The 24,269-nt window shown below is 63.4% G+C and carries 23 protein-coding genes; 11 read left to right on the top strand and 12 right to left on the bottom strand.

Annotated features, from left to right (window positions below):
• Positions 1-304: 304 nt before the first annotated feature.
• The 5 genes from J5N58_RS02880 (at position 305) to J5N58_RS02860 (ending at position 6,475) form a co-directional block, all read left to right on the top strand.
• A complete protein-coding gene (locus J5N58_RS02880; protein WP_244709557.1) occupies positions 305-1,495 on the top strand; it encodes a GGDEF domain-containing protein in 1,191 nt (396 codons plus the stop codon).
• 103 nt (positions 1,496-1,598) lie between these two features.
• Positions 1,599-2,783, top strand: coding sequence for a benzoate/H(+) symporter BenE family transporter (locus J5N58_RS02875; protein ID WP_244709554.1), 1,185 nt, complete (start codon positions 1,599-1,601; stop codon positions 2,781-2,783).
• A 363-nt stretch (positions 2,784-3,146) separates the two neighbouring features.
• Complete coding sequence (leuA, locus tag J5N58_RS02870) at positions 3,147-4,859, top strand: 2-isopropylmalate synthase (RefSeq protein ID WP_244709680.1); 1,713 nt, start codon at positions 3,147-3,149, stop codon at positions 4,857-4,859.
• 3 nt (positions 4,860-4,862) lie between these two features.
• Positions 4,863-5,645, top strand: coding sequence for an alpha/beta fold hydrolase (locus tag J5N58_RS02865; protein ID WP_244709552.1), 783 nt, complete (start codon positions 4,863-4,865; stop codon positions 5,643-5,645).
• Positions 5,646-5,782: 137 nt separating this feature from the next.
• On the top strand, positions 5,783-6,475 hold the full coding sequence (locus J5N58_RS02860) for a CerR family C-terminal domain-containing protein (RefSeq protein ID WP_244709550.1): 693 nt from the start codon (positions 5,783-5,785) through the stop codon (positions 6,473-6,475).
• On the opposite strand, the gene J5N58_RS02855 is transcribed toward J5N58_RS02860, so the two are convergent.
• Positions 6,472-7,380, bottom strand: a complete 909-nt coding sequence (locus J5N58_RS02855) for a metallophosphoesterase family protein (RefSeq protein WP_244709548.1) — start codon at positions 7,378-7,380, stop codon at positions 6,472-6,474. The two genes, J5N58_RS02860 and J5N58_RS02855, sit on opposite strands and share 4 nt — an antisense overlap.
• Before the next feature lie 41 nt (positions 7,381-7,421).
• Here J5N58_RS02855 and J5N58_RS02850 point away from each other — a divergent pair, with 41 nt between their 5' ends.
• Positions 7,422-7,913, top strand: coding sequence for an NUDIX domain-containing protein (locus J5N58_RS02850; RefSeq protein WP_112831034.1), 492 nt, complete (start codon positions 7,422-7,424; stop codon positions 7,911-7,913).
• 9 nt (positions 7,914-7,922) lie between these two features.
• Here the strand turns inward: J5N58_RS02850 and J5N58_RS02845 are convergent, their stop codons facing one another.
• On the bottom strand, positions 7,923-8,903 hold the full coding sequence (locus J5N58_RS02845; protein ID WP_244709546.1) for a glutathione S-transferase family protein: 981 nt from the start codon (positions 8,901-8,903) through the stop codon (positions 7,923-7,925).
• A gap of 259 nt (positions 8,904-9,162) precedes the next feature.
• Here J5N58_RS02845 and J5N58_RS02840 point away from each other — a divergent pair, with 259 nt between their 5' ends.
• Positions 9,163-9,720, top strand: coding sequence for a GNAT family N-acetyltransferase (locus J5N58_RS02840; RefSeq protein WP_113442771.1), 558 nt, complete (start codon positions 9,163-9,165; stop codon positions 9,718-9,720).
• Here the strand turns inward: J5N58_RS02840 and J5N58_RS02835 are convergent.
• From J5N58_RS02835 to J5N58_RS02815, 5 genes are read right to left on the bottom strand one after another with little or no spacing between them, the layout of a single operon-like run.
• Complete coding sequence (locus tag J5N58_RS02835; protein WP_112831031.1) at positions 9,704-10,123, bottom strand: GNAT family N-acetyltransferase; 420 nt, start codon at positions 10,121-10,123, stop codon at positions 9,704-9,706. The two genes, J5N58_RS02840 and J5N58_RS02835, sit on opposite strands and share 17 nt — an antisense overlap.
• A 2-nt stretch (positions 10,124-10,125) precedes the next feature.
• Complete coding sequence (locus J5N58_RS02830) at positions 10,126-12,198, bottom strand: hypothetical protein (protein ID WP_112831030.1); 2,073 nt, start codon at positions 12,196-12,198, stop codon at positions 10,126-10,128.
• Between the two features lies 1 nt (position 12,199).
• Entirely contained in the window at positions 12,200-15,001 is a 2,802-nt protein-coding gene (locus tag J5N58_RS02825; protein WP_244709544.1) for a DUF4159 domain-containing protein, read from the bottom strand.
• A complete protein-coding gene (locus J5N58_RS02820) occupies positions 14,998-15,918 on the bottom strand; it encodes a DUF58 domain-containing protein (protein WP_113425106.1) in 921 nt (306 codons plus the stop codon). Before J5N58_RS02820 ends, J5N58_RS02825 begins: the two co-directional genes overlap by 4 nt.
• Before the next feature lie 16 nt (positions 15,919-15,934).
• Positions 15,935-16,948 (bottom strand): AAA family ATPase, encoded by a 1,014-nt coding sequence (locus tag J5N58_RS02815; RefSeq protein WP_112831028.1) that lies wholly within the window; start codon positions 16,946-16,948, stop codon positions 15,935-15,937.
• 157 nt (positions 16,949-17,105) lie between these two features.
• On the opposite strand from J5N58_RS02815, the gene J5N58_RS02810 reads away from it, so the two are divergent.
• The 3 genes from J5N58_RS02810 to J5N58_RS02800 are packed head-to-tail and all read left to right on the top strand — an operon-like array spanning position 17,106 to position 19,629.
• A complete protein-coding gene (locus J5N58_RS02810) occupies positions 17,106-17,729 on the top strand; it encodes a DUF1285 domain-containing protein (RefSeq protein WP_113442773.1) in 624 nt (207 codons plus the stop codon).
• Positions 17,726-18,376 (top strand): CoA pyrophosphatase, encoded by a 651-nt coding sequence (locus J5N58_RS02805; RefSeq protein ID WP_113442774.1) that lies wholly within the window; start codon positions 17,726-17,728, stop codon positions 18,374-18,376. Before J5N58_RS02810 ends, J5N58_RS02805 begins: the two co-directional genes overlap by 4 nt.
• Complete coding sequence (locus J5N58_RS02800) at positions 18,373-19,629, top strand: CCA tRNA nucleotidyltransferase (RefSeq protein WP_244709542.1); 1,257 nt, start codon at positions 18,373-18,375, stop codon at positions 19,627-19,629. Before J5N58_RS02805 ends, J5N58_RS02800 begins: the two co-directional genes overlap by 4 nt.
• A 108-nt stretch (positions 19,630-19,737) precedes the next feature.
• On the opposite strand, the gene J5N58_RS02795 is transcribed toward J5N58_RS02800, so the two are convergent.
• The 3 genes from J5N58_RS02795 to hemF form a co-directional block, all read right to left on the bottom strand.
• Positions 19,738-19,923: a DUF1059 domain-containing protein gene (locus tag J5N58_RS02795; RefSeq protein WP_112831024.1), complete on the bottom strand. Its 186-nt coding sequence runs from the start codon at positions 19,921-19,923 to the stop codon at positions 19,738-19,740.
• 139 nt (positions 19,924-20,062) lie between these two features.
• Entirely contained in the window at positions 20,063-20,335 is a 273-nt protein-coding gene (locus J5N58_RS02790) for a hypothetical protein (protein WP_112831023.1), read from the bottom strand.
• A 178-nt stretch (positions 20,336-20,513) separates the two neighbouring features.
• Positions 20,514-21,428 carry an oxygen-dependent coproporphyrinogen oxidase gene (gene hemF, locus J5N58_RS02785; RefSeq protein ID WP_112831148.1) on the bottom strand — a complete coding sequence of 305 codons (915 nt, stop codon included), beginning with the start codon at positions 21,426-21,428 and terminating at the stop codon, positions 20,514-20,516.
• Positions 21,429-21,592: 164 nt separating this feature from the next.
• On the opposite strand from hemF, the gene J5N58_RS02780 reads away from it, so the two are divergent.
• On the top strand, positions 21,593-21,850 hold the full coding sequence (locus J5N58_RS02780; RefSeq protein WP_112831022.1) for a hypothetical protein: 258 nt from the start codon (positions 21,593-21,595) through the stop codon (positions 21,848-21,850).
• Between the two features lie 181 nt (positions 21,851-22,031).
• On the opposite strand, the gene J5N58_RS02775 is transcribed toward J5N58_RS02780, so the two are convergent.
• Positions 22,032-23,390, bottom strand: coding sequence for a cell envelope biogenesis protein OmpA (locus J5N58_RS02775; RefSeq protein WP_244709540.1), 1,359 nt, complete (start codon positions 23,388-23,390; stop codon positions 22,032-22,034).
• A 216-nt stretch (positions 23,391-23,606) separates the two neighbouring features.
• Positions 23,607-24,062 carry a tRNA (cytidine(34)-2'-O)-methyltransferase gene (locus J5N58_RS02770; protein ID WP_113442776.1) on the bottom strand — a complete coding sequence of 152 codons (456 nt, stop codon included), beginning with the start codon at positions 24,060-24,062 and terminating at the stop codon, positions 23,607-23,609.
• Positions 24,063-24,269 lie beyond the last annotated feature (207 nt).

Below are 24,269 nucleotides of genomic sequence, written 5' to 3'. Positions count from 1 at the left end.
CCAGCCATATCAGGCGGAAGTGAACGGGACGCCCCGAATGCGTCGGAGGGGGGTCCATAGGCAAAAGGGGGCAAAAAGGCAAGCGGCCGGAGGGGGTTTCGAGCATTACAAAGGGGAATGCCCGATCATCGTGACGGCTGCGTGACGGATTATCGATGCCGCAGGGCAAATGGGAGCAGGGCGGCCGGGCGGCGTTGCGTTGCGCTGACGTGGAGACAGCCATGCGCCAAGCGGATGGCAATCTTTAGCAATCCGCAAGTTATCCGCCGCTAGCATGCGGAAAATTACCTAATCATGACTTGTGATGCATCTCGACCTTGCCACCATCCTGATCCTGCACCCGCTATCGCTGGTCGTTGGCGCCATCTGCTTCCTTTACCTGCGCTGGCACTCGAGGTGCAGCCATGGGCTCGGCACGATGGCTGTCGCCCTTCTGCTTCTGGCTGCCGGGTCGCTGCTGGCCGGTGCCGGCGCCAATGGGCAGGTCGACTATGCGATCTGGACTTTTGTCAGTTTCATTCTCGGTCCGGTGTCCTACGCCTTTTTCTGGATCGGACTGCTCAGTCTTGTGCATGAGCGAGGTGCGGGGCGGGGTTGGTGGGTCCTGGTGCTGCCGATCGTCCTGTCGGTCGCGGCTCTCGCCACGGGGTTCCATCTCGATAATCTCTCTCGCGCTACCGTTTTTCTATCGGTGATGGGTGGTTTTGCGCTGGCGAGCGCCTGGCTGGTTGCCAGCGATCCGAAGATCGAGGGATTGAAGAGCCGCTACGGGCTGGCCGGCGTACTGGTCTTCAAAGCCGTTATCGCCTTCGTTACGATTGCCAGCATCGCCTTGCCGCAGACGGTGGCGGTCACCCCGCCCGAGACGTTTCTCGTACTCATCCTCTGCCAATTCGCCATAGCGATGTTCGTCCTTATCCTGGTGCAGGAGCGATCGGAGAAGCGCTTGATCGCACTGACCGAAACCGACAGCCTGACGGGGATCCGCAACCGGCACTGGTTAATGGATCGGATGCCGCGGCAGGCGGGTATGGGAAGCGCCTTCGTCATTTTCGACATTGACCATTTCAAGCACGTCAACGACCGGTACGGACATCAGGCTGGGGACCAGGTGCTGACCGCGGTGGCGCAGAAGATGGCTCGGCTGCTCGGCGCGCAGGCGCTTCTTGCCCGCATGGGCGGCGAAGAATTCGGCCTGTTCCTGCCGCAGGCGACGGCCGAGACGGCGATGGCGAAGGCCGAATTGTTGCGTCAGGCAGTCGAGGCGCTGATCGTCGAGCATGACGGTGTGCGAATCCCGGTGACCCTGAGCGCCGGTGCAGCCGTCGCGCCAGCGGCCTTATCGATGACGCGCCTCGTCGCCTGCGCCGACGAGGCGCTCTATTGCGCCAAACGCGCCGGGCGCAACCGTGTGCGGCTGTTTGCCTTCGAATCTGCGACAGATGAGGCGACAGCGGCGAGCGATGAGGCCCACACCCAGGAAAAATACGCCTGACGGGTGGGGGTGCCGGCCGTTTTCGGGCCGTCGAGACCTTGCCAGCATCGTGCGAATTTGATTGGCCTTGGCGAATTTCAAAGCACATTCCTGGGATGCCGCCATGCTGAAAGACCTTTCCCCCCAGAGTTTTTTCATGGGTTGCCTGACTGCTTTCGTTGGCTTCGCCAGTTCCTTCGCCGTCGTGTTGCAGGGGTTGAAAGGGGTCGGGGCAACGGACTTCGAGGCAGCCTCGGGCCTGATGGCGCTTTCGGTTTCCATGGGCGTCTGCGCCATCGTGCTCAGCCTGTGGACGAAGCTTCCGGTCTCCATCGCGTGGTCGACGCCCGGCGCGGCGCTGCTTGCGACCGCCGGGGTGCCGGAAGGGGGATTTCCTGTTGCTATCGGCGCGTTTCTGGTCTGCGCCGTCCTGATTATCATCGCCGGCCTGTTCAAGCCGCTCGGCAAGGCCGTTGCCGCCATTCCGGCGCCGCTTGCCAATGCCATGCTGTCGGGCGTCATCCTCGGTCTCTGTTTCGCGCCCTTCAAGGCCATCGCCTTCGATCCGCTGTTCGGTCTGCCGATCTTTGCCGCCTGGGCGGTGGTTGCTGCCTTCAAGCGGCTCTATGCCGTTCCGGCCGCACTTCTCGCCTTTGTTCTGGTGATGGCGTTCGGGGTTGAATTGCCCGATGGGGCCATGGCGAACTGGGCAGCATCGCTTGCGCCGCCGATGGAACTGGTGACGCCAGCCTTCACCCTGCCGTCGCTGATCTCGATTTCGCTGCCGCTCTTCATCGTCACCATGGCCTCGCAGAATATTCCGGGGATCGCGGTGCTGAAGGTCAATCATTATGATCCCAATCCCGGCCCGCTGTTTGCGACGACGGGACTGTTTTCGCTGCTGTCGGCTCCCTTCGGCGGGCATGCCGTCAATCTGGCGGCGATTACGGCGGCCATGTGCTCCGGCGAGGACGCCCATCCCGATCCGAAGAGGCGCTACTGGGCGGCGATCATCGGCGGCGTCGGTTATGTGATTCTCGGCCTTCTGGCCGGTGCGGTTACGGCCTTCGTCTCGCTCGCGCCGCCCATTCTCATTCAGGCGGTTGCCGGGCTTGCGCTGATCGGGGCGTTTTACGGCTCTGCCCTTGCGGCTTTCAAGGACGCCGAAACGCGCGAGGCAGCAGCCGTCACCTTCCTGATTACCGCGTCCGGCGTGTCGTTCGGCGGCATTTCCGGCGCCTTCTGGGGGCTTGTCGCGGGCGGCCTCATGCTCGGCCTGCTGAATTTCGCCAAGGCATGGCGGGGGTGAGCGGAGGGTTGCCAGTGATGACGGGTGAGGCTGCGAACATGCAAATGACGTACTTGCCAAGCGCAACGAAGCGTGACTATAACGCTCGCATGAAGATCTCGGGCGAACACATCACCGCTTCATTCGACGCAGGCCGCATTCCGGCCGGCGCGTCGGTTCTCGCCCTAAACTCGCTTCTTCTTAGCCTTATCCGCGGTTGCCGGGTCCATTGAGGAGCGCCCGGCGGCCGGTTAGCCGCGTGGCACAGCTCCTCGGATAAAATCCCAGTTTTTGCAGCATGAAAGGCCTTCGATGGCCAGGCGTCTGTACCAGCCCCACAACAAAGACGGCGGGCAGATGCGGAAGAGGAAGACGATGAACGAGATGAGCGTGAATACAGCCGGTGTGAAGCACGGCATGCCCGAGGCGGCCAAGAAATACCGCCCCTATCCGCAGATTGACATCAAGGACCGCACCTGGCCGTCCAAGACGATCACCAAAGCGCCGATCTGGTGTTCGGTGGACCTGCGCGACGGCAACCAGTCGCTGGTCAATCCCATGGGGCACGACCGCAAGGCCCGCATGTTCCAGCTGTTGCTGGAGATGGGCTTCAAGGAAATCGAGATCGGCTTCCCTTCCGCCTCGCAAACCGACTTCGATTTCGCCCGCTGGTGCGTCGAGCAGGGCAACGTGCCCGACGACGTGTCGCTGCAGGTGCTGGTGCAGTGCCGGCCAGAACTGATTACCCGCACCTTCGAGGCGCTGAAGGGGGCTAGGCGCCCGATCATCCATTTCTACAATTCCACCAGCGAGTTGCAGCGTCGTGTTGTGTTCGGCAAGGATGTGGCCGGCATCAAGCAGATCGCCGTCGACGCCGCCAAGATGATTACCGACATGGCCGCCAAGGCCGGCGGCGGTTTTCGTTTCGAGTATTCGCCGGAGAGCTTCACCGGCACCGAACTGGACGTGGCGCTGGAAATCTCCAATGCCGTTATCGAGATCATCAAGCCGACGCCCGATAACAAGCTGATCCTGAACCTGCCCTCAACGGTCGAGATGTCGACGCCGAACATCTATGCCGACATGATCGAGTGGATGTGTCGCAACATCGACAACCGCGAGAACGTGCTGATTTCGCTGCATCCGCATAACGACCGCGGCACCGGCATCGCCGCGACCGAACTCGGCCTGATGGCCGGCGCTGACCGCGTGGAAGGCACACTGTTCGGCAATGGCGAGCGCACCGGCAATGTCGACGTCGTGACGCTGGCGCTCAACATGTACACCCAGGGCGTCGATCCCGAACTGGATTGCTCCGACATCGAGCGGATCAAGGCCGTCTACGAATATTCCAACGAGATGACCATTCCGGAGCGCCATCCTTACGTCGGTGAACTGGTCTACACCGCTTTCTCGGGTTCGCACCAGGATGCGATCAACAAGGGCATGAAGGCGATCAAGCAGTCGAATACCGGCCTCTGGGAGGTGCCTTACCTGCCGATCGACCCGCAGGACGTCGGGCGGACCTACGAGGCGATCATCCGCATCAACTCGCAGTCCGGCAAGGGCGGGATCGCCTACATCCTGCAGCAGGATTACGGTATCAACCTGCCGCGCAACCTGCAGGTGGAGTTCCGCGAGGACATCCAGCGGATCACCGACGAGGAAGGTGTGGAACTGCCGTCGAAGCGTATCCATGAGCGTTTCATCGAGCGTTATGTCGAGCAACCGGGCGCTCGCCTCAAATTCGTCGATCACCACACCTATCCCGATCCGGGCCAGAAGGGCCGCCGTATCATCGCCGCCGAAATCACCGACAATGGCGAGGTGAAACGGATCGAGGGACAGGGAACCGGTCCGATCGACGGCTTCATCAACGCTCTGTCGACCTATCTCGGGATCGACCTTTCGGTTGCCGACTATTCCGAGCATTCGCTGCAGCACGGCTCCAACGCTTCGGCCATAGCCTATGTCGAGATGGTCCATCCGGGCGGCAAGCTGTTCGGCGCCGGCATCAACACCAACATCGTGACGGCTTCGCTGGAAGCGATCGTTTCGGCGGCCAACCGCGTGCTCGAAGAGCGGGCGAAGGCCTGACGGGTGGCACTTCACGCCGTCATCGCCGGCGATCCTCATGCAGCAGCGCCGCTGGTGCTGCTGCATGGCTTCGGCGGTGGCGCCTTTGCCTGGCGGCGGGTCACGGCCCTGCTGCCGTCGAATCTGCCGGTGATTGCCTACGATCTTCCAGGGCATGGAGGTTCGCTGGGAGCGGATGGCCTCGGCGGAGCGGGGCGCATGGCGAAGGCTATCCTGTCCGATCTCGAGGGACGGGGCATTTCCGTCTTTCATCTTGCCGGCCATTCGCTCGGCGGGGCGACTGCCGCCCTGATCGCGCTTCGCCGGCCTGAAGCGGTGGCGAGCCTGACGCTCGTGGCGCCAGGCGGTTTCGGGCCGGAAATCAACCATCGGGCGCTTCGTCGCTACGGCCTTGCCGAAACGGCCGATGAACTGCGCGCGGCCATGGAAATCATGGTTGGCTATAATTTCGATATTCCCGAGGATATGGTCCGCGACACGCTGGAGGCGCGCCGCGCGGACGGCGCGCTCGGGGCCTTGCGAACCGTCTTCGAGGCAATCGTTTCCGCCATGTGCGAAACGGGGCCGGCGCAGGGACAATTGCCGCTTGACGATATCCTCTCCCTGCGGATGCCCCTGACATTGCTCTGGGGGCTTGAGGACTGCATCCTGCCGCCGCATCAGAGCGCTGTCAGCGGGGACGGTGTTGCAATCCGTCGCATCGCCGGGGCCGGTCACATGCTGATTGACGAATGCCCCGGGATCGTTGCCGAGGAGATTGGGCGGGCAGTCTCGGCCGCGGGCTGAATGCGTTTTGGCGGATTTTCGCGGACGGGCTGGCGCCTTGAGCGGCGGCTGGAAGTAACGTATTGATTTCATGCGTCATCCCGAGCCTGTACATGAACTGTCCGGGCAATGACTGGGCTGTATGGGACAGGACAAGAATGACAAGACAGGTTTCTGGCGCGGCCGCCACGCGCGAATCCCTGGTATCCGCTGCGCTCGAACTTTTCGGCGATTACGGCTATGACGCCGTGTCGACACGGCAGATTGCCGATCACGCGGCCGCGAATATCGGCAGTATTGCCTATCATTTCGGAGGCAAGCCGGGGCTCAGGATCGCCTGCATCGAATATGTGATTTCGGTGGTGCGGGAAATGCTCGGCGCATCGGTGTCGGAGCCGCTGCCGGAAACCCTCTCTCCCGACGAGGCGCTCGACATGCTGGACAGCATGTTCTCGATCCTGCTCCTGCTCGGTTCGACACGGCCGGACGCCGACCAGATTTCCAACTTCATGACGCGGGAACTGGTCGTTCCCGCCACCGTCGATGCGCTTCTCTACGAAAAGCTCACCGAACCGCTGCATGAACGGTTTTCGCAATTGTTCGCCATTGCCGTCGGAGGCGCCGTGCAAGGCAGTGAGCTTGCCCTGACGGTTTTTTCGCTGTTCGGGCAGATGGTTTTTTTCCGGCAGTGCAAGCCCGTCATCGTCAAGCATATGGGTTGGCCGGGATTCGGTCTGACGCAGGCGCAGGCTGCCGGCGCAATCGTCTCGCAGAACCTGAAGGCGATCGTGGCCTATCATCGTTCGCGAAACGGTTTCGTCGCCGGGGAGGCGCGCCCCGGAGGAGCCTAACCCATCAGCATCTGGCGGTGTTCGTGCCGCAGTTCCGTGCCGGTGTCGGCAAGGCCGTAGCGGTCCCATTGCAGACGCCAGTGGCCGGCTTCTCCGTCGATGGAGAAGAGATTATAGCCCGCTGCAGGCTTGGTCGCGCCGGGGCCCTGCGAGGCGGAGGCAATGCCGACCACAGGCACATGCTGATGACGATTGTTGAGCCAATAGAGCGTGTTGAGGTGGGTGTGACCGTGCAGCACCAGTTCCGCGCCGCCGGTGGAGATGGCGGCCGCAAAGCGCCGGATGCCGATCATGCGCTTGTGAGACGAGGTTGCGCCGCGGATGGGCGGATGGTGGATCATAACCACCCGGAAAAGGCCTTCCTCGCCGGCTGCCTTCAGCAGGTTGGAGGTCTCGCGCGCCTGTCTTGCGCTGAAGAAGCCGCTGGCGGAGAAAGGGGGCGTCGCGATGGAGGTGGAACAGCCGATCAGCGCCACCGGGCCGCGGCGGCGGATATAGGGAAAGAGCTTGTAGCCCTCGCGCCAGATCATCGGATCGTCGTCGCCGCGCATGTAGTCGTACCAGGCCTGCACGGCCTTGTCGTGCGCGCCGGGCACATAGGCGTCGTGATTGCCGGGAACCACGGAGGTATCGAGAGGAGCGCCGGTCTCGTGGAGCCATTCCGCGATGCGACGGATCTCGATGCCTGAGGCAAGATTGACAAGGTCGCCGGTGATGGCGAGATGGTCGGGCTCCTGCCGGCGCAGATCCCCGATCACAAGATCGAGCGCATTGGCGAAAAGGTGCTTGCGCCGGTTGCGGTGCCAGTTCACATATCCGGTAATGCGCTTGGAGGCGAGTTCACGGATCGTCAGGTTCGGCAAAGGCCCAAGGTGAACGTCGGATATATGCGCGAGCTTGAACATGGTGCCTCTCTTAAAGAGCGCATCCACAGCGGGCAAGGACAATGACGCAACAGCAAGGAAGAGAAGAAGTATCCGGACCAACTACCCGGTTCGTGTTGCGTATTCTGCACAGTTACTTCGCGATTTCGCGCGGCATGACACTTGGTGTCCGGGCGGCCTGTTTTGATGAAGAGGGGCGGATTTTCCTTGTTCGCCACTCCTATGTACCGGGCTGGTATATGCCCGGCGGCGGGGTGGAGCGCCGCGAGACCGTGATGCAGGCGCTCGAAAAGGAGTTGCGCGAAGAAGGCAATCTGGTGATGACCGAGCCGCCGCAGATCTTCCACGTTTATTACAACAGCACGGTCAGCAAACGGGATCACGTTCTGCTCTACCGCGCGAAGGTCATCCAGACCGCACCGCGTCCGGCCGACCGGGAGATCGTCGAATCCGGCTTCTTCGATCCGCGGGATCTGCCCCCCGACACCACCACCGCCACGCGCAGGAGACTTGCCGAACTGGGCGGCGAAGCAAGCCCTGCCGACATCTGGTGAGAGCCGAAATCAGGCGAGCCTTTCGCGGCCATGGGGCCGGTCGAAGTCGAGCGCCGGCCCGACCGGGACGACGCCCGTCGGGTTGATGGTCTTGTGACTGCGGTAGTAGTGGTCCTTGATGTGGCGCATGTTGACAGTCTCCGCCACGCCCGGCGTCTGGTAGAGATCGCGCAGATAGGCCGAGAGGTTGGGATAATCCTCGATCCTGCGGATATTGCACTTGAAATGGCCGACATAGACCGCGTCGAAGCGGACGAGGGTGGTGAACAGCCGCCAGTCGGCTTCCGTCTGCCGGTCGCCGAACAGGTAGCGCTGCCCGGAAAGCCGCTCCTCAAGCCAGTCAAGGGTTTCGAATAGCGGGTGGACGGCGCTCTCATAGGCGGCCTGCGTGGTGGCGAAGCCGGCCTTGTAGACGCCGTTGTTGACGGTGTCGTAGACCCGGCTGTTGAGTTCGTCGATCGCACCGTGAAGTTCCTGCGGGTAAAAATCCAGCGTGTTGCCGGTCAGTCCGTCAAAGGCGCTGTTGAACATGCGGATGATCTCGGAGGATTCGTTCGAGACAATCGTGCCTGTCTTCTTGTCCCAGAGGACAGGAACGGTCACGCGGCCGCTATAGGCACGCTCGGCTTTCACGTAAATCTCCCAGAGGGCGCGCGAGCCAAAGAGGTGGTCGACGGTTGCGCCGTCGCGATCGTGGAATTCCCAGCCGTTTTCCAGCATCAGCGGGTCCACCACCGATACGGAGATAAGATTGTCCAGTCCCTTGAGCTTGCGGAAGATCAGAGTGCGGTGCGCCCAGGGGCAGGCGTAGGACACATAGAGATGGTAGCGGCCGGCCTCTGCCTTGAAGCCTGCGCGTCCGGTCGGACCGGCGCTACCGTCCGCAGTGACCCAGTTGCGAAAGGTCGAATCGCCGCGACGGAAATGTCCCGCGGTTGCCTTGGTGTCGTACCAGACGTCGTGCCAAGTACCTTCGATCAGCATGCCCATCGGGCAACTCCTTCTTGTTTCTTCCCGTGTCGTTGGCTGAAAATACGGTTCGACAGAAGGATTGCGAGACGCGAAAGGATGAACGGTGTGTTTTTCCGTTGGACGGACACGAAAAATGCTGCTATCCGGATTTTCACCTGAAGGATTGAAGGCCCCATGACCGCACCACGGACCCTGCGACGACGCTGATGCTTCCCGAACGCCCCTGGCGTTAACGAGAACCCATATCTACGTCTGTTCTGCTGGTTTCGGGCATTTCATGAAAAATCACGACCTCGTCTACCTCACTGAGGATGCGTCGCACGACGCCGTTATCGAACTCATCAACGAAGAAGCCTTCGGTCCCGGCCGGTTCACGCGCGCTGCCGCCCGCATCCGGGAGCAGGGGCCGCACGACCGGTCGCTTTCCTTCATCTGCGCCGACGATGGCGAGACGATCGCGTCCGTACGGATGACGCCGGTCATCGCCGGCGGCGTTCATGGCCATCTGCTCGGTCCGCTTGCGGTCCGGCCCTCGCACAAGAACATGGGGATCGGCCGCGAGCTGGTGCGCATCGCCATCGAGGCGGCCCGGCGGAAGGGTTCGGAAGCTGTGATCCTCATCGGCGACCCGCCGTATTACATGCCGCTGGGTTTTGAGAAAGTCGCCTGGAAGGCGCTCGATTTTCCCGGTCCGGTCGACCCCGCGCGGGTGCTGGTGGTGCCGATTGCCGCCGATGTGCACGAGCGGCTTAAGGGCGTCATCGCCTGGCGGGAATGCCAGTGGAAAGAGACCGCGAGCGAAACCGAGGCGGAAGCGCTCAAAATCGCTTCGTGAGCCAGGTGATGGCGTAGTCTCCGGTGAAGTTCTCGATCTTTCCGCAGATTTCGTAGCCCTGCCGTTGATAGGCACGTCGGGCCTGCGGGTTGATGGTATCGATGTAGGCGCCGATGCAGCCGCGGTCCCGTGCCTCCTGCTCCGCCCGCTCCAGCAGCTTTCCGGCAAGACCTCGACCGCGCAGGTGCTCCGGCACGAACAGCAGTTCGGTATAGAGCCAGCCCCGGCCGGTATAGCCGACGAGGCCGCCCTCGATGCGCCCTTCGGCATCCCTCAGCGGAATGAAAATGCCCTTCCGGTCCGTCGGGCCGAGCATCCCGTCGTTGTAGTCGAGAATCCCCTTGCGAATGACGGCGCGATCCTCGTCGGGGGCGGTATCCAGGACTTCGAGTTCGAGATGCATGCCTATCGTCCCTCGCGCCACCACATGGCGGATATGGCGAAGAGCAGGACCGCAAGGCCGGCAAAGCCCGCAAACAGCGGCAGCGTGTTCACGCCTTTGAGGACGGTTTCGTCGGTCAGCCTGATGAGCATGCGCCGGTTGTCGGAAACCCGCACCTCGCTGCTGACGGGGACGATATCGGGCACGCGGATACCGCCATTGCCGTTGTCGAGGCGGGCCACCATTCCCCTGGTGCCCGCAGCGACGGGGGCAAGTGTCTCGGTCGTCGAAATCATCGCCTTGAATTCCGGCGAGTCTACCGCGCCGACATGCACCAGCGTCGAAAAATCGCCGTTGCTGACGGTGAAGAGGCCGATTTCATCCATCCGGCGTTCGCCACGATAGAGACCGGGGACGGTCTCCGTGAGGTCGAGCGTTTCGGTCTTGCCCGAGGGCGAACGGATGGTCGCGGGGCCCGGCTTGTCGCCAATGGTCTGCCGCGTCACTTCCAGCGTGCGGCCGATGGCGCGCGCCTTGAGCGATTCCTCCTCCAGTTCCGGTTCCTTCATCAGCCAGTGGGCGATGCGCCGGTAGAGGGAGACATGCGGGCCTCCGCCTTCGAAACCGCGCGCCCAGAGCCAGCCCTGGTCGGACAGCAGCATGGCGACGCGGCCTTCGCCGGAGCGGTTGAGCACCAGCAGCGGGCGACCGCCGTCGGCCGTCATGACGGTTTCCCCGTCGGGCCTTGCCACCTCGATGCTGCGGAACCAGCGCCCCCATGCCGGAGGCTCCGTCATGGAACCGTCGAGGCCGCGGGTCACCGGATGGCGCTCGCCCTTTTCGGAAAGGCGAGGATAGAAGGCGGCCTCGTGCATCTCGCCGGTAGGGACAGCGGGAATGACGGAGGAGAGCGGGGTCAGCGCGATCGAATCCACGCCTGCCAGTTCGGGTCCGGCCGCGATCAGCAGGGCGCCGCCGCGCTTCACGTATTCGGCGATATAGTCATAGTAGAGGATCGGCAGGACGTTTTTGCGATCCTGATAGCGGTCGAAAATGATGAGATCGAAATCGTTGATCTTCTCGACGAACAGTTCGCGGGTCGGGAAGGTAATCAGCGACAATTCGTTGATCGGGGTTCCGTCCTGTTTTTCCGGCGGACGCAAAATGGTGAAGTGCACCAGATCGACGGAGGCATCCGACTTCAGGAGATTTCGCCAGGCGCGCTCGCCGGCATGGGGCTCGCCGGATACGAGCAGCACCCTGAGGTTCTCGCGGATGCCCTCAATCAGATGGATGGCCTTGTTGTTGATGTCGGTGACTTCACCGGGCGCGCCGGCAACATCGAATTCGATCACGTTGGTGCCGCCGCGCGGCACCTTGAAGGCGAGCGGGGTGTCGACGCCGGGAATGACGTTGAGCCTTGCTATCTCCTCGCCGTTCATCAGAACGGTCACGTCCGCCGGCGCCTCAGTCTTGCGGCCTTCGTCGAAGACGCGGAAGGTCAACTCCTGCGGATCGCCGACGATGCCGAAGCGCGGGGCCTGGCGTACCTCGATACGGCGGTCGAACTCGTCGGCCCTGCCGGTAATCAGTGCGTGCAGGGGAGCGTTGAAGCCCAGCGACTGCCCCGGGCCCGGAATGTCGTGAACCTGCCCGTCTGTCAGCATGATCGCACCGCCGATGCGAGCCGGAGGAACGTCGGTGATCGACGATGCCAGCGCCTCGAAGAGCCGGGTCGAGGGAGAGTCATTCGTGGGTGGGTTCTTCACCTCGACGATGCGCGGTTCGATGCGGGCAAAACGCGAGAGGCGGTCGGTCAGGGCCTTCAGCGCGTCGTCGGTCATGGCCGTGCGGCCGGGAGCCTCCTGGCTCTGGCTGCGGTCGACGATAACGGGGACGATGGTGCTCAGCGGTTCGCGCTCTTCCTGCAGCAGCAACGGGTTGGCGAGGGCCGCCAGCACCGCTGCGGAAGCGACGAAGCGCAGCACCGTGCCGCGCACCCGTTTCATCAGGCCGGCTGTAAAAAGCAGCACGGCCAGCACCGCAAGGGCGAGGAGCGCGAGCCATGGGAGGAAAGGGGCAAACTGGATCGTCATGTCACTGGCCCAACCGTTCGAGGAGGTCGGGAATGTGTACCTGATCGGCCTTGTAGTTGCCGGTCAGCATGTACATCATGATGTTGACGCCGGCGCGGTAGGACATTTCCCGCTGCATCTCGTCCGGCGGGACCGTCGGCATCAGGGGAACGCCGTTGTCATCCATCGCCCAGGCCGCCAGCAGGTCGTTGCCGGTAATCAGGATCGGGGAGACGCCGTCGCCCAGGGAGGCAAGGCCGCTGCTGCTCGTCTTGGCTTCCTGTCTCGCCTCGACCCAGAGGGGGCTGCCGGTATAGCGGCCGGGAAAATTGCTCAACAGATAGAACGACCGCGCCAGGACGTGATCGGAGGGAACAGGCTCCAGCGGCGGGATGTCGATATTGGCAAGAATTGCCTGCAGCCGCTCGCCATTGGCGCTGGGGCCCGCATCGTTGCCGAGGGAGGAAATCTGATCGCGGGTATCGAAGAGCACGGTGCCGCCGGCGCGCATATAGGCGTCGATGCGACTGATCGCTGCGGCCGAGGGCATGGGGGCCGTGGCTGATACCGGCCAGAAGATGATCGGATAAAAGGACAACTCGTCCTTGGATATGTCGAGGCCAACGGGAGGCGCGGGTTCGAGTGTCGTCCGGTAGGTGAGGAAATCTGTGAGGCCGATCAGGCCCCGTTCCGAGATACGGTCGATTTCCGGCTCGCCCGTGATGACATAGGCGAGATGCGTGTTGTCGAGCCGCTCGAGGATCAGTTCGTCGCCCGGTTTCGCGTCGGCGGCGTGCAGGTCGTCAGGAAGCGCCAGCAGGGCGGCCAGCGCAATCATCGCGCCGGTTGCGGCGGTACGGCGGGGTAGGCGGGCGAAAACGCCATTCATGAAGAGTACGACGATGCTGTCCAGCACCAACAGGAGGAAGGCTATGGACAGAAGCGCCGGTTTCAGCGGTCTTGCGGCCGAGCCAGCAAGGGGTTCGCGCGTCACTGCCAAGCCGGCGTCCTGCGGAAGCGGGTCCAGTTCGCTGCCGGGCGGCAGAAGGTTCAGGGCGACGAAGCCGTCTTCGGTGCCGTAGAGCCCCGGCGGATTGTCGAAGGTCGCAGCCTGGGGCCGGTCATTGCCAAGGCTCAAGGGACGCGCGCTTGCGGCCTCGGTGGTCATGGCACCGGTCGCCGTGAGCAGCCGGTAAGGGGGCAATGCCGGGGCCGTTGCGTCGCTGCCCTCGGCGACGGTGCCGACGCGGGAGAGCTGAATGAGCCGCCGCAGCATTTCGACAAAATGGCCGGAGATGGGCAGGTCGGACCAGGTGGCTTCCGCGCTGATATGAAAGAGCACGATGCGGCCTGCGCCGTTTTCGCGGACGGTGACGAGTGGCGTTCCGTCGGCGAGGCTCGCCCAGGTGCGTTCCGCAAGATCGGGCGTGGGCTCGGCAAGCACCTGTCGCTTGACGAGGATATCCTGCGGCCGCGCCATGCCGGCGAACGGGCCGAAGCGGGGGAAATCCGCAAGCGGCTGCGGTTCCGCCCAGGACAGGGCGCCGCCGAGCGAACGCTCGCCCTGGCGCAGGATGACGGGAAGTAGGGGGTCGCCTGCAGGGGCTGCGGCGAGACGCGGTCCGGCAAAGCGGATCAGCGTACCGCCGCGCGAGATCCAGCGTTGCAGAGGATCGTAGACTTCGGCCGGTAGGCGTCCGACATCGGCAAGCACGATGACGGAAGGATTGCGCGAGAGGAATTCCGGGATCGAGACCGCGAGATCCGTGACGTCCGGCTTCATCAGATCGGCGTAGGGCGCGAGCGCCCGCTCGATGTAATAGAGCGGCGAGAGCAGCGGCTGGAATTCGTCGCCGGCCTCGCCTGAAATCAGTGCGACGCGGCGGCGTCGGAAGCCGTCGTCCAGCAGATGGGTCGCGCCGGCAGTACCTAGGCCGACAATCGAAAGCCGGGCAAAATCGTTGCGGAGTTCGAACGGCGCGTTCACCGCTGCCTTCGTCACGTTTTCTCCGCTGCGGAAGTTGGCCATGCCGGAGGCGATCACACGGCCTTGGCGGTCCTGAGCCTCGATGTTCACGCTGGCGGGACTGTTCGTGGCCAGTCTCGACAGGGTGACTTCCAGTGCGTTGGCGCCGTTTGTCGCATCGGTGATTGCAACGGCGGCTTTTCCGTCGCCCTCGGCCAGCCTGAACCGGTGGGGCGAAAGGGCGGCGAGGTCGGCCATGGTGGTTTCGTTTTCGCGAGAGGAGAGACCGTCCGAGAGAAAGACGAGCGTGCCGGGCCTCGTCGATTGAAGGGCTGCCCGGAGCGCGCCGATAGCGCGCTCGCGGTCGGGCCGCAAAGGCCTGGGCTCGGCGGCGCGCAGTCTTTCCAAAGCGGTGCTGGCGGCAACGGGTATGGCGTCGTGGCTTGGATCGGCGGTGAATACGAGGGAAATCGGCAGGCTGCTGTCGGAGGCATCTCCGATCAAGGCTTCGGCGGTCGCCATCCGGCGGTCCCAGTCCGTGGAGGTCGACCAGCCGTTGTCGATCACCAGAACAAGGGGACCATCGCCGGACAGGGAGGCGTTGCGCGGGTTCACCACCGGATCGGCAAGCGCGAGGATGGCAAGGGCGGCGATCGCCATGCGCAGCAGGGTGAGCCACCACGGGCTTTTGGACGGGGTTTCCTCGCGCTTCAGCACGCCGGCGAGAATCTTGAGCGGCGGGAAAACCTCGGCCTTCGGACGCGGCGGGGTGAGCTTGAGCAGCCACCAGATCAGCGGCAGCGCGGCAAGGGCAATCAGGACGGCGGGGGCGGCGAAAACGATCGGCAATGCGCTCATGAAGCATTGCTCCTGCTGACGCGCGGCGGGGTGCCCGAAAGATACATGTGCACGGCGATCAGCGCCTCCGACGCCAGCCGGTCGGTGCGGTGGGGCACGAAGCTCCATCCCATGCGGCGCAGCGCCTCGCCGAGATTGTCGCGACGGGCGAGATAGGCCCGGCGATAGTCCTCGCGCAGGCTTTCGGCGCGGCCGGACGTGAGTTTTTCGCCGGTTTCCGGGTCGGTGAATTCGGTGCGTCCGGTATAGGGGAAGCTTTCCTCGGCGGGGTCGGCGATCTCGACCACATGCCCGCGCAGGCCGCGGCGGGCGAGCGGAGCGATACGCTCCATGATGCGATCCGCATCGTCGAGAAAATCGCCGATCAGCACGATATCGCTCATGCCGCGGATCATGCCGGTATCCGGCAGGCCGCTGGTCGGCGGCGCATGCACAAGAGCCGTGGCGAGCCGCTCGGCGGCATTTCGGGCCGAAACCGGCTCCATCACACCGGGGCATCCGATGCGCTCGCCAGACCGGGCAAGGATTTCGGCAAGCGCCAGCATCAGCACCAGCGCCCGGCTTTCCTTGGAAACGGAAGCAAGCGTCGACTTGTACATCATCGAGGGCGACATGTCGGCCCACAGCCATATGGTATGGGCGGCCTGCCATTCATGATCGCGGATGTAGGTGTGGTCGTCCCGGGCCGAGCGCCGCCAGTCGATGCGCGCGAAGCTCTCGCCCTCGGAGTAAGGGCGGAACTGCCAGAAATTCTCGCCGATGCCGCGCTTTCGACGGCCGTGCCAGCCGGCGATCACGGTGTTGGCGATACGGCGGGCCTCGACCATGCAGTCGGGCACGAGGATGGCGCGCTGACGGGCGCGGCTCAGCGCTTCGCTGCTCGGGGTCTGATCGACGATCTGGCCAATGCTTGCCACGAGCACCTTGCCTTTCTCAGCCGTGCGCCCGGCTGACGAGACCGGCGATCACGTCGCGCACCGACATGCCTTCCGCGCGCGCCGCGAAAGTGAGCGCCATGCGATGTTCGAGCACCGGTTCGGCAAGCGCATGGATGTCATCGAGCGATGGCGCAAGACGGCCTTCGTAAAGCGCGCGGGCGCGGGCGCAGAGCATGAGTGCCTGGCCGGCGCGCGGGCCGGGACCCCAGGCAACGTTCTTGTCGGTTTCCGCATAGCCCTGGCCCGGACGGGCAGCGCGAACGAGCGAGAGGATCGCATCCACCACGCCTTCCGAAACCGGCATCTGGCGGATAAGCCTCTGGATCTCGATCAGCCGTTCGGCTGTTACGACGCTGGTTGCGCGCGCCTCGGAAAGGCCGGTGGTCTCGAGCAGGATCTGGCGTTCGGCGGCAAGCTCCGGATAGCCGACGTCGACCTGCAGCAGGAAGCGGTCGAGCTGGGCTTCGGGCAGCGGATAGGTGCCTTCCTGTTCCAGCGGGTTCTGGGTCGCGAGCACATGGAACGGCGAGGGAAGATCGTAGGCCTGACCGGCGATGGTGACATGGTATTCCTGCATCGACTGCAGCAGCGCCGACTGGGTGCGCGGGCTGGCGCGGTTGATTTCGTCGGCCATCAGGAGCTGGGCGAAGACCGGACCCTTGACGAAACGGAAGGAGCGGCGACCGTTTTCATCCTGATCCATCACTTCGGTGCCCAGAATGTCTGACGGCATCAGGTCGGGCGTGAACTGGATACGGTTGGCATCCAGCCCCAGGACGGTGCCGAGCGTGGTGACGAGCTTGGTCTTGGCGAGGCCCGGTACGCCGACAAGCAGCGCATGGCCGCCGGAAAGGATCGCCAGAAGCGTGTTTTCGACCACTTTTTCCTGGCCAAAGATCACCTTGGACACTTCGCCGCGAATGGCGGCAATATCGGCCAACGCCTTTTCGGCGGCTGCAATGATGGCCTTTTCGTCGAGGGGGGCATCCGGCACAGGCATCATTCCCATGGTCTTCTCCATCTCATGCGGCCACTCTGACGAATCGCGCCTCATACGCATCCGTCATTTTTAGAACTAACTTATTCCCGATCGGGCGGCTGACAAGCGCGTTTCAAATGACTATCTCGTGACTGCGAATGGATTAGAGACAAACCGGGACGCAAAGATGGCAGGCGACACGCTGAAAGCGACGACGGATGCGGCTGGACTAGCCGCGCTGATCGCCCGTGCCGGCGAGCAGACCGCCGGCGGAAAGGGCGGGCTTCCCCCCGTCGAACGTTGGGAACCGCCGTTTTGCGGCGATATCGACATGGAAATCCGGGCGGACGGCACATGGTTCTACATGGGAACGCCGATCGGCCGGGCGCCGCTGGTGCGGCTTTTTTCGACCGTCCTGCGCAAGGACGCGGATGGGAAAACCTATCTCGTCACGCCTGTGGAAAAGGTCGGCATCCGCGTCGAGGACGCACCCTTTGTCGCCGTTGAGATGAGCGTGGACGTCCGCGACGATCAGCCGGTGCTGGTTTTCCGCACCAATGTCGGCGACGTGGTGGAGGCCGGTGCGGCCCATCCGCTGCGGTTCGCGATCGCCGGCGAAAACCAGGAACTGAAGCCCTATCTGCATGTGCGGGGGCGGCTGGAGGCGCTGGTCTCGCGGGCCGTGATGTATGATCTCGTCGAGCTCGGCGAGATCCTGCTCGTAGACGACCGGGACATGTTCTGCCTTCGCTCCGGCGGTGCCGTCTTTCCGGTCATGCCGGCTGAAGAGCTGGATCGGTTGTCCCGATGATCGCCCGAACCTCCGTGACCCCTGGCCTTTTTTCCGCGCAAGATTTCAGGCTCCGGGCGCTGAACCAGATCGGCGCGCCGATCGAACATGCCTGGCGCGACCACGGCGACCACCTCCTCAATCCGCAGACGGTTCTCGAGAACGAGGGGTTGAAGCTCAAGGACGCGGCCGTGCTCGTGCCCGTGGTGGACGATGCGGATGGCGCCAAGGTGATCCTCACCCAGCGGACGACGAAACTGCGCAAGCATGCCGGACAAATCGCCTTTCCGGGTGGCGGCATTGACGAGGGCGACACGTCGCCCGAGATTGCCGCTCTTCGCGAGGCGGAGGAGGAGATCGGGCTTTCGCCCTCCTTTGTCGAGACGGTCGGGCGGCTGCCGCAATATCTCTCGGGGACCGGCTTCCGCATCATTCCGGTTCTTTCGGTGGTGCAGCGGGGCTTTACCATCAGCCCCAATCCGAACGAGGTGGAGGATGTGTTCGAAGTCCCGCTTTCCTTCCTGATGGACCCCGCCAACCACCGGCGCGACAGCAAGGCCTGGCAGGGGATCGTCAGACATTTCTATGTGATGCCCTATGGCGAGCGCTATATCTGGGGCATTACCGCCGGCATCATCCGGACGCTTTACGAAAGGCTTTATGCATGACCAATCTCTCGTCGGAAGCCTGGTTCCGCGATCCTGCGCTGACAAGGCTTTTCGCGCTGCTGAACGCCGACGGCGGAGAGGTCCGGGTGGTCGGCGGTGCGGTGCGCAACAGCCTGATGGGCCTGCCGGTCGGAGATATCGACCTTGCGACGACGCTGGTGCCCGAGGTCGTGGTCGAGCGCGCGAAGGCGGCCGGTATCAAGGCGGTGCCGACCGGTATCGAGCACGGCACGGTGACGCTGGTGATCGACGGCACCGGCTTCGAGGTGACGACGCTCCGGCGCGACGTCGAGACCGACGGGCGACGGGCGCAGGTCGCGTTCGGGACGGATTGGCAGGTGGATGCCGAACGCCGCGACCTGACGATCAACGCCCTTTATGTCGATGAACGCGGTGAGGTGATCGACCTTGTCGGCGGTCTTGCGGATATCGAGACGAAAACCGTGCGCTTCATCGGCGACGCGGACACCCGGATTGCCGAGGATTACCTGCGCGTTCTCAGGTTCTTTCGTTTCTTCGCCCATTACGGCGGGGGGCGACCGGATGCGGCGGGGCTGAAGGCCAGCGCGCGGGCGAAGGACCAGCTCAAGACCTTGTCCGCCGAGCGGGTATGGTCCGAGATGAAGAAGCTGCTGGTCGCAACCGATCCCGGCCGGGCGCTTCTCTGGATGCGTCAGTCGGGTGTGCTGACGGAAATCCTGCCGGAAACCGAGAAATGGGGGATCGATGCGATCCCGGGCCTGATTGCGGCGGAGCAGGCGCTCGGCTGGAAGCCGGAGCCGCTGCTGCGGCTTGCGGCAATCGTGCCGAAGGATGTCCAGCGGCTTGCGACGCTGTCCGAAAGGCTGCGTCTGTCGAAGGCCGAAGCAGCCTATCTCGAACGTTTCGCGCTTGCGCCGAAGCCCGGCGATGCCGTGACGGATGCTGTGTTCGACCGTGACCTCTATCGTTTCGGGACGGAAGGGATCATTGCCGTCGTCAAGCTGGAACTTGCCGCAGCCAGGAGCAATGTCGAGGGAAGTCCGAAGAGCATGGCGCGGGCCGGGCGGCTTTCCGTCCTGCTCGGCAGGGCGCAGAAATACGAGCGGCCGCGCTTTCCGCTGACCGGCGGCGATGTGATGGCCGCAGGCGCCGACGCCGGCCCGAAGGTCGGCGAGGTGCTGCGCAAGCTCGAGGACGAATGGATATCCTCCAGTTTCTCCATGGACCGGGAGAAGCTTCTCGCCCGGCTTCCGGAGATCCTCAAGTCCTGATTCAAGTCGCTGACAAACCGATTCAGGTTGCTCGTCACCTGATTCAGCTTTGGATGCCAAGCTTTTGAAAGGTCTGGTTTTTGTGGTTGGCGCCGACCGACGCCGCCATCAAGCCGCGTCGGCTTCGTCGGTAATGCGGGCCTTGATGTTGTCGACCATGTTTTCGCGGATGACGGTTTCTCCATGCGCGGTGCGCATGTGCTCAACGGCACGATGAACCACTTCCGCTTCCTCCTTGGCGCGGGTATGCCAGTTGCAACCCGGAACCAGTGAACCGCATTCAAAATGCTTCATAGCACAACTCCTCTTCGACTGGGTTCAACAGCGCAGAGTATATCACAATATTCGGAAACTCCCAATCCCGTGACCCGGCACCGCGGCTGCGGTGCCGGAAAAGGCCCGTTCATGACCGGTGTGCCGGCGAGCCGCAGCTTTATTCGGGCATGGCCCAGCAATTGAAAACGGAAGCCGCCACCCGTGTGTGAGGCGGGCGGGTATAACCCTCGACGTCGTTGGCCGCTTCGACATCAGTCAGTTCGCGGCCTGCCAGGCCGAGCTTGATCTGTTCAACGAAATAGGCGTGGGGAAGGTCGACGTCGCTTGAAGCGCGAAGTTCCTCGGCCAGGCGATCGATGAATTCCGGCGCTTCGAGCGCGCGGTCGGTTGCTGCATGCGGGGGGACTGAAACGCTGCTTTGGTCAGGCATAGCAATTCTCCTCCAAAAGAACCGGGGAGAACGATAACACGCGATGTTACTATTCCAAATCCAATTTGATGTCGCAGGTCACAATTCCGCGATCATCTTGATATTCGGCAAAGGCCGGCAGCGCCAGAGGCCCATTTCGGCACGCATTTGTGCAATTTTCAGGCACAAACCGCCGGTTTCAGGGCCACCGCACCACCGGCGGTAGGGAGGAGAGGATCGATTCGACGTTTCCGCCCGTCTTCAAGCCGAAGATGGTTCCACGATCGTAGAGAAGGTTGAATTCGACATAGCGCCCGCGCCGGACGAGCTGTTCGTCGCGTTCTTCCTCCGTCCAGGGCTGATTGAAATTGCCGCGCACGATCTTCGGGTAGACGAGGTTGAAGGCCCGGCCGACATCCTGCACGAAGGCGAAGTCCGCTGCCCAGCCGCCGCGCTCCTCGGGGGAATGCAGCCAGTCGAAGAAAATGCCGCCGATGCCGCGCGGTTCGTTGCGATGCTTGAGGAAGAAGTATTCGTCGCACCAGGCCTTGTAGGCCGCATAGTCGGCGACGGCGGAATGGCGGCCGCAGGTGATTTCCATCGCCCGGTGGAAGAGGCGGCTGTCGGGATCTTCCTGGGTGCGGCGGCGGTCGAGGACGGGCGTCAGGTCGGCCCCGCCGCCGAACCACTGGCTGGTGGTGACGACCATGCGGGTGTTCATGTGCACGGCCGGGACATTCGGATTGACGGGATGCGCGATGAGCGAAATGCCCGATGCCCAGAAGCGCGGGTCTTCCTCGGCGCCCGGCATGGTCTTGCGGAACTCGGGGGAAAATTCGCCATAGACGGTGGAGGTATGCACGCCGACCTTCTCGAAGACCCGGCCTTCCATCATCGACATGCGACCGCCGCCGCCGGCACCTCCGTCGCGAAGCCAGTCCTTGCCGGTGAAGCGGCCGGGCGGCTGGTCGGAGAGCGGGCCGGTCAGTTCCTGTTCCAGCAGTTCGAAGGAGGTGCAGATCGTATCGCGCAGGCTTTCGAACCAGGCGCGGGCGGTTTGCATCTTCTCGCCGATATCGTTCGGCAGGCCTCTCGGCAGATCGGGTCTTTCCATAAGTTCCCCCGTCGCGGCGTGCATTGGCGCGGCGACTCGTCACAACATCCGGTTTTCGCTTATCAGGTCAATTCCGGCGCGACCAGAAAGGCGCGCGATCCTCCCCCGAAAATCGACTCGCAAAAGCCCCGGCCGGCCATTATCTTCGTGGAAGCGAGGTTTTCATGACGAGAATACCCGGTCCTCCGCCGCTCGACGGCTTGAAGAAACGCATTGCCGAACACCGCAAGGCCAAGGCCCGGCGCGGCGCCGATTTTGTGCGCGAGACGTTCTGCCTGTCGCGGGAGGAAGCGCGGGCCAAGGCGCGCGAATGGTTCGACGCCTTTCCCAAGGCCGCGTACTGGACCGAGGTCGAAAGCTGGCGCCAGCTCGAGGGCGACCGCATCGAATTCACCATGCGGCGGCTTCCCTCCGCCGACTGAGCATCCTCCTTCGCCTCACGTCATTCCCGGCCGGGGGGCTTGCCGTAACCGGCCTCTGCAAAAGCTGGTTCCTCTCGTCGAAGGCATCTCGATACAACCGGTGGCTTGACAGGCCATGCTGCCCCCCAAGGCCGAGGAGAACGTCGCGCATGCCGGAAAGCCTGCCAGCGGTTAAGCTGCGCTACCTGCGGCCACCCTTCGGCCCGTTGCGCCGGCCCGCTGTCGGGCGCGAAGGTTTCGGCGTGGGGGCAGCCTTCGCCTTCGTCTCCGGTTCCACGACGACGGGTGCCCTCGCAAGTTCTTCAGCCGGAACGGGCTCGGTCGCCTCAAGCGTGTCCGGTGCCGTCTCGATGGCAATGGTTTCCGGTTGGCTGAGCGTGGCTTCCAAGACCGCCGGAGAGGGCTCTTGCACGGATGCCGCTTCCGCCGGCTCAGGGTCTGCGGGCATTGGCGCGGCCGGCTCGATCACCGGTTCCTCGCTGGCGACGGCGGTTGGCGGTGCCGGTTCTGCCGAGATGGCGGCAATCGCCGGCGCTGCTTCGGCGGGCAGTGCCTTCTCCTCCACGACCGGGCCTTTTTCCTCGATCACCACCGGCAGGCTGTGGGCGATGATCTCCTTCAGGATGTTCGTGACCGCAAGGGCGCCCGGAAAGCCTGTATTGGTCGAATGGCCGGCATAGGGGATACGGATATCCGTATCGATCAGCGGGCGGGAGTTGATCTCGCCGAACCAGTCAAGGTCGCCGATCACGTCGACGACATTGCGGCAATCCGGCGGCATGGTGATGCGGCTGCCGAAGGTGACGACGCGAAGACCGCCGGCCAATGCCTTGAGGCGCTTGGGGTTTTCGAGTTTCAGGGCGTATAGGGCTTCCGACAGCACACGGTTGCCGCGGGAGTGGCCTGCCAGCAGGTGGAAGGAAAGCTCGGGGTTCGCCAGCAGGCTCTTCACCGTATCGGCGTCGAGGCAGCTGCCATTGGGCTTGAGTTCCCGGACATGGCGGTCCTGATAGGCGCCGAGCTGCGGGCGACCGACGATGTCGTCGATCGCTTCGAGGTCGTTGCGCATATGGCCCAGCCATCCGAAGAAGAAGGCGCCACCCACCGCCTCGTTTATGATGTCGCCAAGGCCATAGCCGGAAACGACCGCCGCGACCGGCTCGCCGATCGCATCGGCGACATTGCGGGCGAAGGCGGCAGCACCGATGGCCGAACCGCCGACGCCGGCAACCGTCAGTGCATGCACATTTCTGCCGCCACGCACCAGATATTCTTCGACAGTGTCGCAGAGCGTCAGCATGCCGGCGCCCGTCGGCGGGACGATCATGATGAGGCCCTCGGCCGCGATCACATCGCTGATGTAGAAGGTTTCTTCGGCGGTCAGCGCCTTCACATCATAGAAGAATGCGTCGAGATTGGCGTTGCGCAGACGCCAGGGCTCAAGCGCCGCGTTGCGGCCGGGTCGGCGCTGCAGGCGTTCCGGAAAGCTCAGCGATCTCGCGAAGTGGGTCAAACTCAGGGCGAATGCGGTCTCGAACATCGATCATCTCCCGGTTTTTGCTGCGTCGCAACATATCGTCTTTCGGTAGAATTAGCAAATGCGCGAATACAGTTTGCGCCCCTGCAGGCCACGGATGCAACAGCAGCCGTTTCCGTATCTCCTTGCGAACATGCGGAGCCTAACGGATTTTGAAGACATGTCCTTGACGGATGTCGATTTGGCGCATTTTCGCGGTCGCGAAGGGGCCGCCGTCGCTCAGGAGGTTTGCCGCAGTGCCTCGCCGGTGACCATTGCAACCGACATTGCGAGGTTGATGGAGCGCTGTCCCGCGACCATCGGAATGACGATGCGGGCATCCGCCGCTTCGTGCACGCTATCCGGCACACCGGCGCTCTCCCGGCCAAAAAGCAGGATGTCGTCCGCGCGGTAGGTGAAATCGGTGTAGCGCTCGGCGGCTTTGGTGGAGGCAAGCACGAGGCGCCGGCCAGCCGATTGCCGCCAGGTCTCGAACCGGCTCCAGTTGATGTGACGGGTGAGCGCAACGCTTGCCAGATAGTCCATGCCGGCGCGTTTCAGGTTGCGGTCGGAGATGTCGAAACCCGCCGGCTCGATGATATCGACACCGAGGCCGAGGCAGGCGGCCAGCCTGAGGATCGTGCCGGTGTTGCCTGGAATGTCGGGTTGATAGAGGGCGATGCGGAGCGCTGTCATGGCTTCTCAATAGGCCAATGCCGGCCCCGGTCTCAAGTCCCCGGCATTGCCGGATCTTGTTGTCTTCGGGCAACATCCCGATGTCAAAACGCGCCATTGCGGCATAAGCCCCTTTTCAATCCACGCCATCGCCGCTAGAACATCGCTATCTTCGATACGCAACAGGGAGGCCTCGATGGTTGAATTTGACGCGATGCGCTTCCCGGT

It is taken from the genome of Paenirhizobium cremeum, assembly GCF_022884085.1.
Classification (GTDB): domain Bacteria; phylum Pseudomonadota; class Alphaproteobacteria; order Rhizobiales; family Rhizobiaceae; genus Allorhizobium; species Allorhizobium cremeum.
The sequence above is the reverse complement of the archived record's forward strand: the minus strand, read 5'-3'. Positions and strand labels throughout refer to the sequence as shown.

What these genes read in the sequence shown, in the direction of transcription:
- J5N58_RS02875 (WP_244709554.1), top strand. Translation starts at nt 1,599, where the DNA reads ATGCTGAAAGACCTTTCCCCCCAGAGTTTTTTCATGGGTTGCCTGACT.
- J5N58_RS02790 (WP_112831023.1), bottom strand. Translation starts at nt 20,335, where the DNA reads ATGCCTGACCAAAGCAGCGTTTCAGTCCCCCCGCATGCAGCAACCGAC.
- J5N58_RS02770 (WP_113442776.1), bottom strand. Translation starts at nt 24,062, where the DNA reads ATGACAGCGCTCCGCATCGCCCTCTATCAACCCGACATTCCAGGCAAC.
- J5N58_RS02850 (WP_112831034.1), top strand. Translation starts at nt 7,422, where the DNA reads ATGACGCAACAGCAAGGAAGAGAAGAAGTATCCGGACCAACTACCCGG.
- J5N58_RS02775 (WP_244709540.1), bottom strand. Translation starts at nt 23,390, where the DNA reads ATGTTCGAGACCGCATTCGCCCTGAGTTTGACCCACTTCGCGAGATCG.
- hemF (WP_112831148.1), bottom strand. Translation starts at nt 21,428, where the DNA reads ATGGAAAGACCCGATCTGCCGAGAGGCCTGCCGAACGATATCGGCGAG.
- leuA (WP_244709680.1), top strand. Translation starts at nt 3,147, where the DNA reads ATGAGCGTGAATACAGCCGGTGTGAAGCACGGCATGCCCGAGGCGGCC.
- J5N58_RS02860 (WP_244709550.1), top strand. Translation starts at nt 5,783, where the DNA reads ATGACAAGACAGGTTTCTGGCGCGGCCGCCACGCGCGAATCCCTGGTA.
- J5N58_RS02855 (WP_244709548.1), bottom strand. Translation starts at nt 7,380, where the DNA reads ATGTTCAAGCTCGCGCATATATCCGACGTTCACCTTGGGCCTTTGCCG.
- J5N58_RS02795 (WP_112831024.1), bottom strand. Translation starts at nt 19,923, where the DNA reads ATGAAGCATTTTGAATGCGGTTCACTGGTTCCGGGTTGCAACTGGCAT.
- J5N58_RS02830 (WP_112831030.1), bottom strand. Translation starts at nt 12,198, where the DNA reads ATGACGATCCAGTTTGCCCCTTTCCTCCCATGGCTCGCGCTCCTCGCC.
- J5N58_RS02800 (WP_244709542.1), top strand. Translation starts at nt 18,373, where the DNA reads ATGACCAATCTCTCGTCGGAAGCCTGGTTCCGCGATCCTGCGCTGACA.
- J5N58_RS02805 (WP_113442774.1), top strand. Translation starts at nt 17,726, where the DNA reads ATGATCGCCCGAACCTCCGTGACCCCTGGCCTTTTTTCCGCGCAAGAT.
- J5N58_RS02825 (WP_244709544.1), bottom strand. Translation starts at nt 15,001, where the DNA reads ATGAGCGCATTGCCGATCGTTTTCGCCGCCCCCGCCGTCCTGATTGCC.
- J5N58_RS02840 (WP_113442771.1), top strand. Translation starts at nt 9,163, where the DNA reads ATGAAAAATCACGACCTCGTCTACCTCACTGAGGATGCGTCGCACGAC.
- J5N58_RS02880 (WP_244709557.1), top strand. Translation starts at nt 305, where the DNA reads ATGCATCTCGACCTTGCCACCATCCTGATCCTGCACCCGCTATCGCTG.
- J5N58_RS02810 (WP_113442773.1), top strand. Translation starts at nt 17,106, where the DNA reads ATGGCAGGCGACACGCTGAAAGCGACGACGGATGCGGCTGGACTAGCC.
- J5N58_RS02780 (WP_112831022.1), top strand. Translation starts at nt 21,593, where the DNA reads ATGACGAGAATACCCGGTCCTCCGCCGCTCGACGGCTTGAAGAAACGC.
- J5N58_RS02845 (WP_244709546.1), bottom strand. Translation starts at nt 8,903, where the DNA reads ATGGGCATGCTGATCGAAGGTACTTGGCACGACGTCTGGTACGACACC.
- J5N58_RS02815 (WP_112831028.1), bottom strand. Translation starts at nt 16,948, where the DNA reads ATGGGAATGATGCCTGTGCCGGATGCCCCCCTCGACGAAAAGGCCATC.
- J5N58_RS02835 (WP_112831031.1), bottom strand. Translation starts at nt 10,123, where the DNA reads ATGCATCTCGAACTCGAAGTCCTGGATACCGCCCCCGACGAGGATCGC.